At 61.9% G+C, this 17667-nt stretch carries 15 protein-coding genes; 4 read left to right on the forward strand and 11 right to left on the reverse strand.

The window, feature by feature from the left end:
• Positions 1 to 69 precede the first annotated feature (69 nt).
• The 4 genes from ACVWVY_RS34000 to ACVWVY_RS34015 all read right to left on the reverse strand — a co-directional run bounded on the left by ACVWVY_RS34000 (position 70) and on the right by ACVWVY_RS34015 (position 4563).
• Positions 70 to 1800 (reverse strand): methanol/ethanol family PQQ-dependent dehydrogenase, encoded by a 1731-nt coding sequence (locus ACVWVY_RS34000; RefSeq protein WP_456630477.1) that lies wholly within the window; start codon positions 1798 to 1800, stop codon positions 70 to 72.
• 73 nt (positions 1801 to 1873) lie between these two features.
• A complete protein-coding gene (locus tag ACVWVY_RS34005; RefSeq protein WP_456630478.1) occupies positions 1874 to 2461 on the reverse strand; it encodes a QcrA and Rieske domain-containing protein in 588 nt (195 codons plus the stop codon).
• A 402-nt stretch (positions 2462 to 2863) separates the two neighbouring features.
• Entirely contained in the window at positions 2864 to 3244 is a 381-nt protein-coding gene (locus ACVWVY_RS34010; RefSeq protein ID WP_456630479.1) for a c-type cytochrome, read from the reverse strand.
• 50 nt (positions 3245 to 3294) lie between these two features.
• Positions 3295 to 4563, reverse strand: coding sequence for a PQQ-dependent sugar dehydrogenase (locus tag ACVWVY_RS34015; protein WP_456630480.1), 1269 nt, complete (start codon positions 4561 to 4563; stop codon positions 3295 to 3297).
• A 552-nt stretch (positions 4564 to 5115) separates the two neighbouring features.
• Here ACVWVY_RS34015 and ACVWVY_RS34020 point away from each other — a divergent pair.
• From ACVWVY_RS34020 to ACVWVY_RS34030, 3 genes are read left to right on the forward strand one after another with little or no spacing between them, the layout of a single operon-like run.
• Entirely contained in the window at positions 5116 to 5568 is a 453-nt protein-coding gene (locus ACVWVY_RS34020; protein ID WP_108512864.1) for a (2Fe-2S)-binding protein, read from the forward strand.
• Positions 5569 to 5570: 2 nt separating this feature from the next.
• Positions 5571 to 7889 (forward strand): molybdopterin cofactor-binding domain-containing protein, encoded by a 2319-nt coding sequence (locus tag ACVWVY_RS34025; RefSeq protein ID WP_456630481.1) that lies wholly within the window; start codon positions 5571 to 5573, stop codon positions 7887 to 7889.
• 54 nt (positions 7890 to 7943) lie between these two features.
• Entirely contained in the window at positions 7944 to 8207 is a 264-nt protein-coding gene (locus tag ACVWVY_RS34030; protein WP_456630482.1) for a hypothetical protein, read from the forward strand.
• Between the two features lie 79 nt (positions 8208 to 8286).
• Here ACVWVY_RS34030 and cbbX read toward each other — a convergent pair whose 3' ends face one another.
• From cbbX to ACVWVY_RS34065, 7 genes are all read right to left on the reverse strand, one after another.
• The gene (cbbX, locus tag ACVWVY_RS34035; RefSeq protein ID WP_456630483.1) at positions 8287 to 9180 is read right to left on the reverse strand and encodes a CbbX protein; all 894 of its coding nucleotides are present in this window, start codon (positions 9178 to 9180) and stop codon (positions 8287 to 8289) included.
• Between the two features lie 154 nt (positions 9181 to 9334).
• Positions 9335 to 9754 carry a ribulose bisphosphate carboxylase small subunit gene (locus ACVWVY_RS34040; protein WP_456630484.1) on the reverse strand — a complete coding sequence of 140 codons (420 nt, stop codon included), beginning with the start codon at positions 9752 to 9754 and terminating at the stop codon, positions 9335 to 9337.
• 12 nt (positions 9755 to 9766) lie between these two features.
• The gene (locus ACVWVY_RS34045) at positions 9767 to 11227 is read right to left on the reverse strand and encodes a form I ribulose bisphosphate carboxylase large subunit (RefSeq protein WP_456630485.1); all 1461 of its coding nucleotides are present in this window, start codon (positions 11225 to 11227) and stop codon (positions 9767 to 9769) included.
• Between the two features lie 55 nt (positions 11228 to 11282).
• Complete coding sequence (gene fba / locus ACVWVY_RS34050; RefSeq protein ID WP_456630486.1) at positions 11283 to 12368, reverse strand: class II fructose-bisphosphate aldolase; 1086 nt, start codon at positions 12366 to 12368, stop codon at positions 11283 to 11285.
• Positions 12369 to 12402: 34 nt separating this feature from the next.
• Entirely contained in the window at positions 12403 to 14442 is a 2040-nt protein-coding gene (tkt, locus tag ACVWVY_RS34055) for a transketolase (protein WP_456630487.1), read from the reverse strand.
• Positions 14439 to 15314, reverse strand: a complete 876-nt coding sequence (locus ACVWVY_RS34060; RefSeq protein ID WP_456630488.1) for a phosphoribulokinase — start codon at positions 15312 to 15314, stop codon at positions 14439 to 14441. Before ACVWVY_RS34060 ends, tkt begins: the two co-directional genes overlap by 4 nt.
• Before the next feature lie 11 nt (positions 15315 to 15325).
• Positions 15326 to 16363, reverse strand: coding sequence for a class 1 fructose-bisphosphatase (locus ACVWVY_RS34065; protein ID WP_456630489.1), 1038 nt, complete (start codon positions 16361 to 16363; stop codon positions 15326 to 15328).
• Between the two features lie 152 nt (positions 16364 to 16515).
• Here ACVWVY_RS34065 and ACVWVY_RS34070 point away from each other — a divergent pair, with 152 nt between their 5' ends.
• Positions 16516 to 17487 carry a LysR family transcriptional regulator gene (locus ACVWVY_RS34070; RefSeq protein ID WP_456630490.1) on the forward strand — a complete coding sequence of 324 codons (972 nt, stop codon included), beginning with the start codon at positions 16516 to 16518 and terminating at the stop codon, positions 17485 to 17487.
• Positions 17488 to 17667 lie beyond the last annotated feature (180 nt).

Consider the following 17667-nt stretch of genomic DNA (forward strand, 5'->3'; position numbering starts at 1 on the left):
GCGTTGCCTGGATCGCAACTGCGCCTGGCCACTGCCTGCAGCGGCCAGGCGGACCCTGCCTTCTCGCGGTCACTTCTTGACGGCGAACACCCACACGACGCCGCCCTGCGGCACGTTGTTCTCCAGGCCGGGGACCTTGCCGTCGGTCGCCAATGCGTCCTGGATGCGCTGCGCGTCGACGCCCCAGCCCGATTGGACGGCGATATACTGGGTACCATCCACCTCATAGGCGATCGGCATGCCCATGATGCCGGAGTTGGTCTTTTGCTCCCACAGCAGTTCGCCGGTCTTGGCATGGAAGGCGCGGAACATCCGGTCATTGGTGCCGCCGACAAGGATGAGGTCGCCTGCGGTCGCGGTCACCGAACCGAACAGGTGTGACTTGGGAAAATTATGCGACCAGGCCTTCTTGCCCGTGGCCGGGTCCCACGCCTGCAGTTCGCCAAAGTGGGTAGCGCCGGGACGAACCGTCAAGCCGATATCCTCAGCCTTCGTTCCAAGCCAAAGCTGGCCGGCAACCAACGGCACCTTCTCGCCGGTGAAGCCGCCGCAGAAATTCTCGTTGGCCGGAACGTAGACCAATCCGGTCTTCTGACTATACGCCGCCGACGGCCAATCCTTGCCGCCCCATAGCGAAGGACAGAATTCAACCCGCTTGCCAATCACCGGCTTGCGAGCCGGGTCGACAATCGGCTTGCCACTCTCGGGCTCAATGCCTTTCCAGACGTCGGTATGAACGAAGGGCCAGCCGGCCACATATTTGATGCTGTCCGGCTTGCGCTCCAGTACCCAGAAAATCGCGTTGCGTCCCGGATGGATAAGACTCTTGATCGTGCGGCCGTCCCTTTGCAGGTCGACCAGCATGGGTGCGTCCACCTCATCCCAATCCCAGGAATCGTTTGGATGATACTGGAAGTAGGTTTTCAGCTTGCCGCTATCGGGATCGAGCGCGAGCACTGAACTTGTGTAAAGATTGTCTCCGGGATGAGTGTCGCCCGGCCAGGGCGCGGCGTTGCCGGTGCCCCAATAGACTGTCTTGGTGTCTGGATCGTAGTTGCCTGTCATCCAGGCAGATCCACCGCCCGTTTTCCAGTCGTCGCCTTTCCACGTTTCGTTACCTGGCTCGCCCGCGCCGGGAATGGTGAACGTCCGCCACAGTTCCTTGCCCGTTTCGGCGTCGTACGCAACGACGTAACCGCGGACGCCTAGCTCGCCCCCGGAACCGCCGACGATCACCTTCCCGTCGACGACCAAGGGCATCAGCGTCAGGTACTGACCCTTCTTGTAGTCCTGGACTTTGGTATCCCAGACTACTTTTCCTGTCTTGGCATCCAGCGCGACCACGTGGTCGTCCGTCGTGGCCAGATATAGTTTATCTTGCCACAACCCCACGCCGCGGTTGGTCGGGTGCAACTGAAAGAGATCTTCGGGGAGCTGGCGTTTGTATCGCCAGTACTCGTCGCCAGTCTTGGCGTTGAGTGCAATCACCTGCCCCGCCGGCGTTGCGACGAACATCACGCCATTGTTGATGATCGGTGGGGCCTCGTGTCCCTCGACCACACCGGTCGAGAACGTCCACACCGGCGTCAGGCTTTTCACGTTCGAGGTGTTGATCTGGTCGAGCGGGCTATATCCCTGGCCGTCATAGGTCCGGCGATAATGCATCCAGTTGCCGGGTTCCGGATTCTTGAGTCGATCGGCAGTTACCGGGCTGTAGTTCTCGATCGGCCCTGCGGCAGCGATCGAAACGAGGCATGTGGACGCGAGCAAACCCGACAAAAGCCATTGCTTCAAGGCCATAGCGCAACCTCCCCTTTGTTTTCATCTCACGAATTGTGTTTTTGCATTGTCGTGGATCGACGGCGGCCCGCCGTCACCTGCCCTGCTGCGCACCTACCTTTCCAACAAATGTTGCGGCCACCGTAAGTGGACCGTCTTCTGCCACCAGCGGGAGCGCCGGCAGACGCCGGGGCGCCGGTCCAAAGATAACTTGCGCGCTTTGCCTGGGGTCGTATTCCGAATTATGGCAAACGCATTTGAACACGTCCTTGTCGCCGCCTGCCGCCTTCACCCATGCCGTGATCGGACAACCTGTGTGGACGCAGATGGCCGAATAGGCCACGACGCCGCCGGCAGCGCGGGAGCGCGTCTCTTCATCCAGTTCCGCCGGATCCAGTTTCACGACGAGCACCTCGTTCAGGCGCGAGCCCTTGCGGACGACCGATGTCGCGGGATCCTTTGGCCAGGCTCGCGCCGGCGGTCCACCGGCTTTCAGATCCTGCGGCTTGATCACTTCGCCGGCATGTTCCCCTTCGGCGAAGACCAGCACGTCGGCTTTCTGAGGCCGCTCGTTGCTGCCCGGCAAATCTTCCTCAGCAACGGAGGGGTTCGACGACGCCAGGCAAGCCCCCGTGGCGAGAGCCGACAGGATGAGCGCGCGCCGCGTCGGGTCCTGACACATCGCTGTCGCGAGTTCCGCGTCTGTGCTTGTGATCGAAATTGTCGGCTGATCGGTTTTGCACATCACGCAAACTGATGGAGGGAGTCGGTCAAAACAATGGCGACCGACAAATTCGTCTTTCGCGCAATTCTCCTTCCAGTTGCATCAGCGATTCCCGGAAAAGCCAGCAATAGTAAGCGTCCATCGCGCGTCGTGCGATCATCACTGCAGCTCGGTCCATCATGCATATTTCGCAGAACAGCTCAGCTTTCTGTGATGTGCGGTGCGTTATCGCGCATGCGACGATCGAGAATTGCAGGACTTGCCGTCGGTCGCCAATGCGTCTTAGCTGCGCTGCAGCGGATAGCGCCGGGACGAGGCGTCAAGCCGATATCTTCGGATGGTCCAGAGGCAGTAGCGTGATCACCGTTCTGGCAGTTTGCCAATGCTGATTTCGATCGCCGAAAAATAAGCTGCGAGATCCTCAATGTCCTTGTCGGACAAGGCGGGCGTGACGGCCGACATCGCATCGTTCTTTCGCATGCCGGTTTTGAACGCCTGCAACTGCGCGACGAGATAGGGCTCGATCTGGCCGGCAATGTTCGGTGAATCGGGGGCCTTGGAAAGTCCGTCAAGGCCATGACAAGCTTGGCACATCATCGCTTTGGCGGCACCAGCTTTGGCGTCGCCGGCGTGGCCCGCGTGGCCGCCCGCCAGCAGAAGGCCTGCCGGCGCGAGCAGGTTGACAGCCAACACTGCCCTTCGTGAAAGCGCAGAAATCATCCAGAACCTCGCGCCGCCCAAACGACGACTGAAAGGGATGGCCCGGAGGGAACCATCCCTGACATCAGAGCTTACTTGCCGTCGTACCAGATGCGATAGAGCGCGCCGACCAGATCGTCCGACACGATCAGCGAGCCGTCGGCCAGCTGGGCCACGTCGACGGGACGGCCGAGATAGTAGCCGTTGTCGTTCCAGCCCTCGGCGAATGGTTCGGACTTGCCGGCGACATGGCCGTCATCCTTCAGGAACGTCACCATCAGTCGTGCGCCGACCGGCACGGTGCGATTCCACGAGCCATGCTGGGTCGTGAAGATCGCGCCGTGATACTTCTTGGGAAACATGTCGCCGGTATAGAACGCCAAGCCGAGGTCAGCCGCATGCGCGACCTGCTCGACCTCCGGGAACACCACGTTGGCGGGCGGGGTATCGTTCTTGTACTCGTTGGTGCGGATCTTGCCACCGCCGAACCAGGGGAAACCGAAATCCTGCCCGGCGCTGGCGATGCGGTTCAACTCACCCGGCGGGATTTCGTCGCCCATGCCGTCGACCTGATTGTCGTTGGTCCAGAGCGATTTGTCCTTCGGGTTGAAGTCCATGCCGACCGGGTTACGCAGCCCGACCGCATAGACCTCACGGTTCTTGCCATCGCGGTCCATGCGGATAATGCCGCCGATGCCGAGCTTGCGGTACAGGTCGAACTTCTCCTTGGCCGGCACATTGTACGGCTGCCCGAGCTGGATGTAGAGCTTGTTGTCGGGCCCGATGCGGCATACGCGGGCCGTATGGTTGTAGCTTTCCTCCGATTTCGGAATCAACTCGCCTTCAGGAACGACGACGCTGGCGACGACGTCTGGGCTCTCGTAGAAAAATTCAGCGGCTGGATATTCCAGCACCCGGTTCTGCTCGACGATGTAGAGGAAGCCGTCCTTCGAGAAACATCCGCCGTTCGGAATCTTTTTCGGCAAGGTCGGCGCGAACTCCTTGACCTCGTCGCCAACGCCGCCGCGCGCCCGATCGGTCACGACCCAGGCTTTCGACTTGCGGGTGCCCACAAACGTCGCAACGCCTTGCGGCCCAACGGCGATATGCCGGGCATCCGGAACCAGCGCGTAGAGCGAGATGTGGAAGCCAGGCGGCAGCTTGATCTTGGTGAGATTTTTCTTGACCTGATCGGCCTTCGCGCCGCCCTGCGGAATCTCCGGCCAGTCAGCGGTGCTGCCGGTAGGACGCATCGCGCCCAGAGTTTCGAGCGCGCTGGGCGCAGGTGGTGCCGGCTGGGCGAACGCCGGCCATGCGGCCAGCGTCAGTGTAGCCATCGTTCCCATAAAATAACGATTCATCGATGCCCTCCCTGAGATGCCCCGGTTCTAACGGATGAGAAATGCCCGCCGCTGGGGATTGAATAACAATGCGCCGTCAAAAATGATTGTCAAACAGGATTCGTCATTCGCGCGTGGGCACGTTTGACACGTAAGATCACGAATGACGGGAGGGAGTGCGAAGCGCCTACCAGAGCCGGTGTCCGTTGCGCGCGACTATTGGATCTGGCGCACCAGAAACAGCGCGATCAGGAATGGATCGCACGTGTTCAAATTTAAATGAATTGCTCTTGCTTCCACGCACTGCGTCAGCGTTACTGACCGAATGCAATTCTTTGCCGACGCCCCGCTTTCGCCAAACATGCGGACGCAAATGTAGAACACCTTGTGGCGGCCAATCCGCCAAGCGCGGCCTACTGAACAACAGTCAATAATAATGATCAGGAGGGTGCTCAAAGAAATCCCAGCCAGACAGCAAGGAATTTCGAAGCGACGGCGTTGAGCGATCAGCCGTAACGTTTTTCGCGCACGTCGAAGCTACCATCAGCAGCTTACGAAGAGCGAGGATCGATCATGATTACTTTGAAGATTAACGGCCAGCAAAAGAACTGGGATGGCGATCCCGATCTTCCGCTACTCTGGTTTCTCCGCGATGAAGCCGGACTGACGGGTACGAAATACGGTTGCGGCCAGGCACTTTGCGGCGCCTGCACCGTGATCGTCGACAAGCAGGCGATACGCGCCTGCATCACGTCGGTTTCCGACGTGGTCGATCGGGAGGTTACGACGATCGAAGGTCTGCATCCGACGGGTGATCACGCGGTTCAGAAGGCCTGGCGCCAGCTCAATGTCCCACAATGCGGCTTTTGCCAGGTCGGCCAGATCATGCAGGCGGCCGCGTTGCTGATCGAAAATCCGAAACCCACCCACGATCAGATACGCGAGGCGATGGCGGGCAACATCTGCCGCTGCGGCTGTTACCAGCGCATCGAGAATGCGGTTCACCTTGCTTCGACGGGGGTATGACCATGAACATTCTCACCAATCCCAAAAAGCTCCGCGGCTTTGCGCGATACGTCAAGGTCGACAACGTTTCACGCCGCAGCATCCTGAAGGGCCTCGGGCTGGCCGGCGGCTTTGTTTTGGCCGCCCCCGTGATGTCACGGCCCAGCCTCGCCGCGTATAAGACCGGTGCGGGCGAGATGCCGCACGGAACCGTGGTGGACCCGCGCGTGTTTGTCGCGATCGCACCGGACGGCATTGTCACGATCGTCGCCCACCGCGCCGAGATGGGAACCGGCGTCCGCACCAGCCTGCCGATGATCGTTGCCGAAGAGATGGAGGCCGACTGGTCGCGCGTTCGCGTCCAGCAGGCGCATGGCGACGAGGTCAAATTCGGCAACCAGGATACCGACGGATCGCGCAGCACGCGGCACTATCTGATGCCGATGCGCCAGATCGGCGCGTCGGCCCGCACGATGCTCGAAGGTGCAGCGGCGAAACGCTGGGGCGTGCCGGCGACCGAAGCGAAGGCGGTCAATCACGAGGTCGTCCACAGTGCAAGCGGACGGCGCATTGGCTTTGGCGATCTGGCGGCCGATGCCGCCAAGGAGTCGGTGCCGAGTGTCGAAGGTCTGAAGCTGAAAGACCCAAAAGATTTCCGCTATCTGGGCAAAGGCCAGATCAGCATGGTCGATCTGCGTGACATCACGGTTGGCACCGCGCGTTACGGCGCCGACGTCCGCCTGCCCGGCATGAAATACGCCGTCATTGCGCGGCCGCCGGTGACCGGCGGCAAGGTCGCGTCGTTTGACGGGGCGGCGGCAATGAAAGTTTCCGGTGTCGAGAAAGTCATGGAGGTCAAGGGCTGGCCGTGGCCTTCAAAATTCCAGCCGCTCGGCGGCGTCGCAGTGATCGCACGCAACACCGGCGCGGCGATCAAGGGCCGCGACGCCCTGAAGATCGTCTGGGACGATGGCGCCAACGGCAAGTACGACTCGGTCGCCTACCGGGCCGAACTGGAGGCCGCCGCACGGAAGCCCGGCCTGGTGGTCCGCAAGGAAGGTGACGTGGAGGCCGCCTTGAAGGGCGCCGACAAGGTGATCGTCGGTGAGTACTATCTGCCGCATCTGGCCCATGTATCCATGGAGCCGCCGGCTGCGGTCGCGGACGTCAAGGGCGACAAGGCGGAGATCTGGGGACCGGTGCAAAGCGCGGGTGGAACGCGCGAGGACGTCGCCAAAACGCTTGGCATTCCCGAGGAGAATGTCACCGTCAACGTCACCCTGCTCGGCGGCGGCTTCGGTCGCAAGTCGAAGTGCGATTACGCCCTCGAGGCCGCCCTGCTTTCAAAGGAGCTCGGCGCCCCCGTAAAGGTGCAATGGACGCGGGAAGACGATGTTCGCAACGGCTTCCTGCACACCGTCTCGGTGGAACGCATCGAGGCCGGTCTCGACAAGAGCGGCAAGGTGACGGCCTGGCGCCATCGCAGCGTCGCGCCGAGCATCGCCTCGACATTTGCCGACAAGACGGTGCATCAGGCGCCGTTTGAACTCGGCATGGGGCTTGTCGACATGCCCTTCGAGATCGCCAACGTCCAGTGCGAGAATCCGGAAGCGGCTGCGCATACCCGCATCGGCTGGTTCCGCTCCGTATCGAACATCCCACGCGCCTTCGCGGTGCAGTCGATGGTGGCCGAACTCGCACTGGCGACCAAACGCGATCCAAAGGACATGCTGCTGGAGTTGATCGGCTCTCCGCGGATCGTCAAGCTCGATTCCGTGAAAGACCTCTGGAACTACGGCGAGCCCTATGACAGCTATCCGATCGATACCGCGCGCCTTCGCAAGGTCGTCGAACTGGTCGCGGACAAGGGCGGCTGGGGGCGGCCGGTCCCCAAGGGTCACGGGCTCGGCATCGCCGCGCATCGCAGCTTCGTCAGCTATATCGCGACCATCGTCGAGGTGGCCGTCGACGACAAGGGCAAGCTCACCGTGCCGCGGGTCGATACCGCCATAGATTGCGGAACCTACGTCAATCCGGAGCGGATCCAGTCGCAGATCGAGGGCGCTGCGATCATGGGCATGAGCCTTGCCAAACATGGCGCGATCACCTTCAAGGACGGCAAGGTGCAACAGGGCAATTTCGACGATTTCCCGGTGATCCGGATCGACGAGTCCCCTGGCGTGACGAACGTCTACATCGTACCTCCCGGCCCCGACACGCCGCCCAGCGGCGTCGGCGAGCCGGGCGTGCCGCCCTTTGCGCCGGCGCTGATCAACGCGATCTTCGCCGCGACCGGCAAGCGCATCCGCGCCCTGCCGATCGGCAAGCAATTGGAGGCGTAACGGGAACGATAGGCCGAACGGGCCGTTTCCTTGGTCTGAGAGGAGTTCAGACCGATGAAACCCAACGCAACGGCGCTCGCGGTGTCGCTACTGTCGAGCGTGCTGCTATTGAATGCTCAGGCGGCGACCGCTCAGACGACGTCGCCCCCGAGCGCGACCGCAACGCGGCCGGCAACGACGCCGCCCGGGCAAACCTCCATGCCAAACGAAAGCCCGGCGGCCACCACAACTCAGACCACCGGCGAAGCCAGTCGCGATCCCGTGGTGAAGAAAATGAACGAGGACGAAAAGCAGAAGGTCGACACCAAAGGCAAGTAGCCTAAGCGTCGGCAGCCAAGGAGCAATGACAAGGCGCAACAAAAGGGCGGTGAACATTCGTTTGCCGCCTTTTTTGACGCTAACCCGCTTCGGTGGATTTTCCACCCTTCCCGAACACGCGGCTCGCCAGCACGTCCGACGCCTCGATCGACCTGATGTCGTCCGCTGTCAGGACATGATCAAGATTGGCGACGAGGCGATTGGCCTGGCGCAGCCGCAGACGATCCAATGCGTTGCGGATCGAGCGCGCGTTGGAGAACAGCGGCTGGTTCTTGCGCAATGCGATGTAGCGAACGAACTCCGCACGCGCTTCCTTCGTGAATCCATAGTTCATGTCGCGCAGCATCAGCTCTGCGATGGCGAGCAGCTCATCGCCGGCATAGTCCGGAAAATCGATGTGGTGTGCGATCCGCGAGCGGAAGCCGGGATTGCTTGCGAAAAACTTCTCCATGCGGTCGCCGTAGCCGGCGAGGATCACGACCAGGTCCTCACGCTGCGATTCCATCACCTGCAGCAGGATTTCGATCGCCTCCTGGCCATAGTCGCGCTCGTTGTCTGGCCGGTGCAGATAATAGGCCTCGTCGATGAACAGCACGCCGCCCATCGCCTTCTTTAGAATTTCCTTGGTCTTCGGCGCGGTGTGACCGATATATTGCCCGACCAGCTCGTCGCGCGTCACCGACACCACTTGGCCGCGGCGCACGAAGCCGAGCCTGTGCAGGATGCTGGCGATCCGCAGCGCCACTGTGGTCTTTCCGGTGCCGGGATTTCCCGTAAATGACATGTGCAGCGTCGGCGCGTCCGATGCCAGTCCCATGCGCTTGCGGATGCGTTCGATCAGAAGGAGCGATGCGATCTCGCGGATACGCGTCTTTACCGGCCTCAAGCCGATCAGTTCGCGGTCGAGCTGCGCGAGAATATCCTCGATGCCGACGGCTTCGAGTTCATCGCGCAGATTAACCGCATCAATCATGGGGGTGGTATCCACGTCCATCTGCCAAACCTCAATGCGCTGCACGCGTTTGTTTCGGAAAAGACTCCGTCGCCGCGTCCGCAGCGACGGAGCAGTGCATCCGGCAGACGCAGGCACGTTCAGGGAGAACGCGTCTGCCGGATCGATCGCGTACCTAACCGTAGCGCCGGCCCTCGGGGCGATCGGCGGCGCATGATCGGGTCGTGTAGCGGATATTGCGGCCGGCCATTTCATGCCGTTCGAGGCGGAAGCCGGGCTCCTCCTTCGGCCGGTTGACGATGAAGGACAGCCGCACCGATTCCCAGCCGTGGCTGGAATCGAATGCCGACAGGCGAATATACTGCTCGCCATACACCTTGCGGCATTCATTCAGCTCCATCATCACGCCGGCGGCGTCGCGGAGATCGAACATCGGCAGGCCCCACATCTCCCAGAAATTGTTGCGGGGGTGCGGGTCATCGGTGAATTCGATGTTCACCGCCCAGCCCTGCTCCAGGCAATACTGGACCTGGCGGGAAATCTGCTCGTCGGTGAGATCGGGCAGGAACGAGAAGCAGCCTTGGGTAATGCGCATGATTTGCTCTCCTTACATCGCAACCGAGGGCGTCGGGACGTAGTCCGGCATGTCGGTCGATTCATAGTTGAAGGTGACGTCCTTCCAGACCTCGAGTGCCGCCTTCAACGGCGTGCAGGTCTCTGCCGCCTTGGCCAGTATTTCGGGGCCTTCGTGCAGATAGTCGCGGCCTTCATTGCGGGCGAGGATCATCGCTTCCAGCGCCACGCGGTTGGCGGTAGCGCCGGCCTGGATGCCCATGGGATGCCCGATGGTGCCGCCGCCGAACTGCAGGATCACGTCTTCGCCGAGATGATCGAGCAGCTGGTGCATCTGGCCGGCATGAATGCCGCCCGACGCCACCGGCATCAATTTGTTGAGGCTCGCCCAGTGTTGCTCGAAGAACACGCCGTGCTCCAGCCGCGCCGGGTTATAGTCCTCGCGGCAAATGTCGTAATAGCCGCGCGTGGTCGCGGGATCGCCTTCCAGCTTGCCGACCACGGTGCCGGCATGGATGTGGTCGACACCGGCGAGCCGCATCCATTTCGCGATGACGCGGAACGAGACGCCGTGGCTGCGCTGCCTCGTATAGGTCGAGTGCCCTGCCCGATGCAGATGCAGGATCATGTCGTTGCGCCGCGCCCATTTGGCCATCGACTGAATCGCGGTGTAGCCGATCACGAGATCGATCATGATGATGACCGAACCGAGCTCCTTGGCAAATTCGGCGCGCTCGTACATGTCCTCCATGGTGCCGGCGGTGACGTTGAGATAGGTGCCCTTGATCTCGCCGGAAGCGGCCTGCGCCTTGTTGACGGCCTCCATGCAATAGAGGAACCGCTCCCGCCAGTGCATGAACGGCTGTGAGTTGATGTTCTCGTCGTCCTTGGTGAAGTCCAGCCCGCCCTTCAGCGCCTCATAGACCACGCGTCCATAGTTGCGGCCGGAGAGGCCGAGCTTTGGCTTCACGGTGGCGCCGAGCAGCGGGCGGCCGAACTTGTCCATCCGCTCGCGCTCGACCACGATGCCGGTTGCCGGTCCCTGGAAGGTCTTCACATAGGCCACCGGCAACCGCATGTCCTCGAGGCGCAGCGCCTTCAGCGGCTTGAAGCCGAACACGTTGCCGATGATCGAGGCCGACAAATTGGCGATCGAACCGGGCTCGAACAGGTCGAGATCGTAGGCGATGTAGGCGAAATACTGCCCCGGCGAATTCGGCACGGGATCGACGCGGAAGCATTTTGCGCGATATTTCTCCGCCGCCGTCAACCGGTCGGTCCAGACCACCGTCCATGTCGCGGTCGAGGATTCGCCGGCCACTGCCGCGGACGCCTCGATCGGATCGACACCATCCTGCGGCGTCACCCGGAACAACGCGACAATGTCGGTGTCCTTTGGCGTGTAGTCGGGCTCCCAGTAGCCCATCTTCTTGTATTCGAGGACGCCGGACTTGTAGCGATCCTTGCCGCGAACGGTCATTGAATGCATGTTCATCGTGGTCTCCTCTTTTGGTGTGCGGCGACTGGTCGGGATCGAGGCGGTCACCAGTTCATTCGGCGGCATCGGCGATTCCTCCCATGCGTGGATCGAGCGCGCCCGAGCGGTAGCGCTTTGCCATCTCGGCCAACGGAATGACCTTGATCTGCGAGGCATGACCTGCCGTGCCGAACTGCTCGAAACGCTCGCGGCAGAGGTCGCGCAAGCTATCCATCGCCGGTTTCAGGAATTTGCGCGGATCGAATTCACCTCGCGCCTGCACCGCCACCTTGCGAAATGCCGCGGTCATCGCCAACCGGCAGTCGGTGTCGATATTGACCTTGCGGACGCCATGCCTGATGCCACGGACGATTTCCTCGACCGGCACCCCCCAGGTCTGCGGCATCTCGCCACCGAAAGCATTGAACGCATCCTGCAGCGGCTGCGGCACCGAGGATGAGCCGTGCATCACCAGGTGCGTGTTTGGCAATCGGCGATGGATTTCCTCCACCACCCGCATCGCCAGAATGTCGCCATCCGGCTTGCGTGAGAATTTATACGCGCCGTGCGACGTACCCATCGCAATCGCCAGCGCATCGACCTTGGTGGCGCGGACAAAATCAACAGCCTGGTCGGGATCGGTCAGCAGCTGGTCGTGGCTGACCTCACCTTCGACGCCGTGGCCGTCTTCCTGCTCGCCGCCGCCATGTTCCAGCGAGCCGAGCACGCCCAATTCGCCTTCCACCGAGGCGCCGATCCAGTGCGCCATATCGACCACCCGGCGGGTGATGTCGACGTTGTATTCGTAGCTTGCCGCGGTCTTGGCATCGGCCTTCAGCGAACCGTCCATCATCACGGAGGTGAAGCCGTGCTGCAGCGCAGTGGCGCAGGTCGACTCCTCGTTGCCGTGGTCCTGATGCAGGCATAGCGGAATATGCGGATGCATCTCCTCCAGCGCATCGATCATCTTCGCCAGCATGATATCGTTGGCGTAGGAGCGCGCGCCCCGCGAGGCCTGGATAATGACGGGCGCATCGACCGCCGCCGCCGCGTCCATGATCGCAAGCCCCTGCTCCATATTGTTGATGTTGAATGCGGGCACGCCGTAGCCGTGCTCGGCGGCATGATCCAGCAGTTGCCTCAGGGTAATTCGCGCCATCCGGGCCTCCGTGTCATTGATCGGCGTAAGGGTGTCATGCGTAGGTCGCGGCCATCCGCGAGCGCGCGATGCAGCGCAGCGCGGCCTTTGCGACCTCATCGGCGGTGATACCGAATTCGCGATAGAGCGTTTCCGCTGGCGCGGAGGCGCCGAATCCGGTCATGCCGACGAATTCGCCGCCATCGCCAAGCCAGCGCGCCCAGTCGCCCTCGATCGCGGCCTCGACACCGACCCTCGGAACGCGTCCGAGAACGGCGGTGCGGTATTCCCGGGATTGCCGGCGAAACAGCTCGAAGCACGGCGCCGAGACGACCGCGGCGCGGACGTTGTCTTTCTCCAGCAGCTTGGCCGCCTCAAGCGCGATCGATAGTTCGGAGCCGGTTGCGATCAAGGTGACGTCGCGGCCGTCCTCCGGTTCAACGACGACATAGGCGCCGAACGCGACCAGATTGGTTTCGCTGATCTCTTCGCGGAATGTCTGGAGCGCCTGTCGCGACAGGCACAGCACCGAAGGACTTGTGTCAGCCCGCAACGCGCAATCCCACGCCTCCGCCGTCTCGACCGCGTCGCCTGGGCGGAATACCAGCAGGTTCGGGATAGCCCGCAGCGACGCCAGATGCTCGACCGGCTGATGCGTCGGGCCGTCCTCCCCTAATCCGATCGAGTCATGTGTCATCACATGGATGACGCGGATCGCCATCAACGCGGCCAGCCTGATCGCAGGGCGGCTGTAATCAGCAAAGCTGAGAAACGTTCCGCCATATGGGATGAAGCCGCCATGCAGCGCGATACCGTTCATCGCAGCCGCCATGGCATGCTCGCGGACGCCGTAATGGATATAACTGCCATCGAAGTCATCGGGCCGCACCGGTTGCTGCGACTTCGCGCGCGTCAGGTTCGAATGGGTCAGGTCCGCCGAACCGCCAAGCAGATTGGGCAGCGCTTCCGCGATCACGTCGATCACCAATTGCGACGCTTGCCGGGTGGCGATTTTCGGCCGTTCAGTACCGAACCGGGTCCGTATCTCTGCCATCACGTCGGCATATCCACAGGGCAGCTTTCGATTCAGCGCGTCATGAAACGACGACCGTCCCATCGAACCGTGGCGTCTGCTGCGCTCGATCCATGCCCGCCGTGCCGCATGCCCTTGTGCGCCGATTTCGCGCCAGGCATCGGTTATGGTCCCCGGGACCTGAAATGGCGCGTGCGGCCAGTCCAGCGCGCTGCGCGTCTTCTCGATTTCCTCCGCACCGAGCGGCGCGCCATGCGCCTTTTCCGTCCCCTGTCGGTTGGGCGCGCCGAAACCGATCACCGTGCGGCAGGCAATCAGGGAGGGCCGGCCGTCGTGCCGGGCATGCCGGATCGCCGCGGCAATCGCCTCGGGGTCATGGCCATCGATCCGGGTCGCCGACCAGCCCGAGGCCTTGAAGCGCGCGATCTGGTCGTCCGAGCATGACAGTGAAGTCGATCCGTCGATCGAGATTTCATTGTCGTCATACAGCACGATCAACCGGCCGAGCTTGAGATGTCCCGCCAGCGAAATGGCTTCCTGGCTGAGGCCCTCCATCAGGCAGCCGTCACCGGCAATTACATAGGTGCAGTGATCGACAAGCTCGTCGCCGAAGCGCGCATTCATCAAGCGCTCCGCCAGCGCCATGCCGACGGCGGTCGCGATCCCCTGCCCCAGCGGCCCCGTGGTCGTCTCCACGCCGGGCGTATGCCCGTGTTCCGGATGGCCGGGGGTTTTCGATCCCCACTGCCTGAACGCCTTCAGCTCGTCCGTCGTCACGCCGGCGTAGCCGGTCAGATGCAGCAACGCATACAGCAGCATCGAGCCGTGACCGGCCGACAGGACGAACCGGTCGCGGTCCGGCCACGCTGGATCGGAAGCGTCGAATTTGAGGAAGCGCGAAAACAGCACGGTGGCGACATCGGCCATCCCCATCGGCATGCCGGGATGGCCCGACTTCGCGTTTTCGACGGCGTCGATGGCCAGAAAGCGGATCGCGTTCGCCATTTCCGCATGCGAGACGACCGGCTGGGTGGCGATACGGGACAGAGCGAGATCGGTCATAGCATGCGCCTCTTGCGTTCCATCAGTTGCAGGATCAGCGGGGTGAGGATGAGCTGCATCGCGAGATCGAGCTTCGATCCGTGGATCACGATCGAATTGGCTCGCGACATGAAACTGTTCGGAATCATCGACAGCAAATAGGGAAAGTCGATGCCGCGCGGATTTTTCAGCCGGATCACCACCATCGATTCGTCGGGCGTCGGTATCCAGCGCGCAATGAACGGGTTCGACGTATCGACCGTCGGTACACGCTGGAAGTTGATGTCGGTCTCGGTGAATTGCGGGCAGATGTAATTGATGTAGTCCGGCATCCGCCGCAGGATGGTATCGGTTACCGCCTCGGCGGTGTAGCCGCGGTCGCTGCGGTCGCGATGCAGCTTCTGGATCCACTCCAGATTGATGACGGGAACGACCCCGATCTTGAGATCGGCATGTTGCGCGATATTGACCTTGTCGGTCACGACAGCGCCATGCAGACCTTCATAGAACAGCAGATCCGAATTTTCGGGCAACGGCGTCCATTCAGTGAATGTGCCCGGATCTGCGCCGTACAGCCTGGCCTCGTCATGATCATGGACATAGTGCCGGGTAGTCCCGGTCCCGGACTCGCCGTAGTCGCGAAACAACTTCTCCAGTTCCTCGAACAGGTTTGTTTCCGGACTGAAATGGCTGAAATGCTTGTTGCCGCGCTCGGCCTCCTCAGCCATTTTTGTACGCATCTCCATGCGGTTGTGGCGGTGGAAGGCGTCGCCCTCGACATAGGCGGCTGCGACCTTTTCGCGGCGGAAGATGTTTTCAAACGTCTTCTTCACCGAGGTCGTGCCGGCGCCGGATGATCCCGTGATCGATATGATGGGATAGCTGCGTGACATCTGGTTTCCGATCAGCGAAACAGGCCGCGCCGCGCAAACAGCGGCGCGTCGCTATTGTCGAACATCGGCTCGATCCCTTCGTGAATCGCGGCAACGTCGCGAACGCCGCGCATCGATCCCATGATCAACGGCACCCGCTGGTGTGGTGTTTTCGCCGAAAGTTCGAGAATGCGCCGGCGGCCGGTGGAGGCGGCCCCGCCCGCCCACTCCATCACGAGCGCCATCGGATGCGCTTCGTAAAGCAGGCGAAGACGTCCGTCGCGATATCCCGGGCGCGCATCCGCCGGATACAGGAACACGCCGCCGCGAACCAGAATACGAAGCGTCTCCGCGACCAGCGAGCCGATCCAGCGCATATTGAAATCGACCGAACCGTTGCCGCTCGTGCCGGCGAGGCAATCGTCGATATAGGCCCGCACCGGCCCATGCCAGTGCCGCTGGTTCGACGCGTTGATGGCAAACTCAGGCGTGTTCGGCGCAATCCTCACGCGACGCGCGATCAGCAGGAATTCCCTGTTACGCTTGTCCAGAATGAAGATGTCGACCCGCTCGTCGAACGCCAGCACCAGCGTGGTCTGGGGGCCGTAGACCACGAAACCTGCGGCGCACTGCGCCGTGCCAGGCTCGAAGAAAGTGGAGATGATATCGTTGCAGCGCGAACGAATCGAAAAGATGGTTCCGACCGAGATATTGTTTTCGAGGTTGGCCGATCCGTCGAGCGGATCGATCGCGACGCAGAGCGACGCCTCGGCGTTGAGCACTTCAGGTAGGTCCAATTCCTCGGACAGCACGGCGGCGACCGGGGTAGCACGTAACGCTGCGCGCATCATCGCGTCGGCGGCGAGGTCGATATCCTTCTGATGGTCGCCATCGGAATTAACGCCATGGGTTCGTCCGGTAATGCCGGCCAGCGGTCCGTCGGCGATGAGATCGGAAAGGCCGATCGCAGCAGCGGCAATCGCCTCGATCACAGCGGCCACAGCGGGGCCGGTCGGCGTCTCCGACCCTGCATGATCGAGATGCGAGCATAGGGTTATGCGTGCGTCCATGGCCGTTCCCCGATTGGCGCCCTCTTCGGAGCCACTCCAATGCGCCATGCCGTTCGACACGCCGCGCCCTAACAACAACCCAGTTTGCAAAATTAGTGAAATTTTCTTATCTTTGGCTTTGGCAAAGTTTTTCTTATATTGGATGAGCGCCCATGGCAGGCAGGTTTCCGCGGGAATTGACCATTCGCCAGCTGCGCGCGCTCGCGGCCGTTCACCGCGATCGGTCGGTTACTGCCGCCGCCAAACACCTGCATCTCACGCAGCCGGCCGTCACGCTGCAGATCCGTAATCTGCAGGAGCTTGCAGGGTTGCCGCTGATTCAGCGCACCAGTGACGGAATGCTGTTGACCGATGCCGGGCGGGAGGTGCTCTCGCTGTCCGAGCGTATCGAAGCGGCGATTGCGGACTGCGAGACCTCGCTTGAGATGATGGCGGGAAAGACCGCGGGCCGCATCTCGATCGGCGCCGTCAGCACCGCAAAATACTTCGTGCCGTTCATGATCTCCGGATTTTCGAAACGCCATCCGAACATCGATGTCACGCTCTCGATCGGCAACCGGCAGGAGATCGGCACAGCGCTACGCGGCTATGATCTCGATTTCGCGATCATGGGCCGCCCACCGGCCGACATCGACATGGACGTCCACCCGATCGGCGATCACCCCCATGTCATCATCGCGCCGACCAGTCATCGCCTGGTGCGAAAATCCCGCATCGCGCTGAACGACCTTGCTGACGAAACATTCCTGACGCGCGAGCCTGGTTCGGGCACGCGCGGCCTGATGGAGCAACTGTTCGAAACGTCGGGAATCCGGCCGAAAATCGGCATGGCCATGAGCAGCAACGAGACGATCAAACAGGCCGTGATCGCGGGTCTCGGAATTGCATTTCTTTCGGCGCACACGGTTGCTACCGAACTCGACGAGCGGCGGCTGGTCACGCTCGACGTGGTTGGCCTTCCCGTTATCAGGCAATGGTTCATCCTTTCCCGAAAGGACAAGATTTTGCTGCCGCCGGCACGCGCCATGCTGGAATTCCTCAGCGTACGCGGCGCGCAATTCCTGCCGCGAACCCATGGCAGGATAAGGATCACCCGCACTTCGGCGCGCGGCAAGCGCCGATAGCGCGATATGTCGGCCGGTTGCCGGACGAAGGAATCTCTCAGACTTTAGTCGGTGAGCCCTGCCGCCCTCGCCCGCGTGACTACACGTTTCGGCAGCCACGGCCGCCCTATGGAGCGCGTCCGTAGGTTGACTTCTTTCGGCATTGTCCAAATACTTGCCTGAAAGCCGGAAAAACCGGTC

The sequence above is a fragment of the Bradyrhizobium sp. URHC0002 genome (assembly GCF_054059515.1).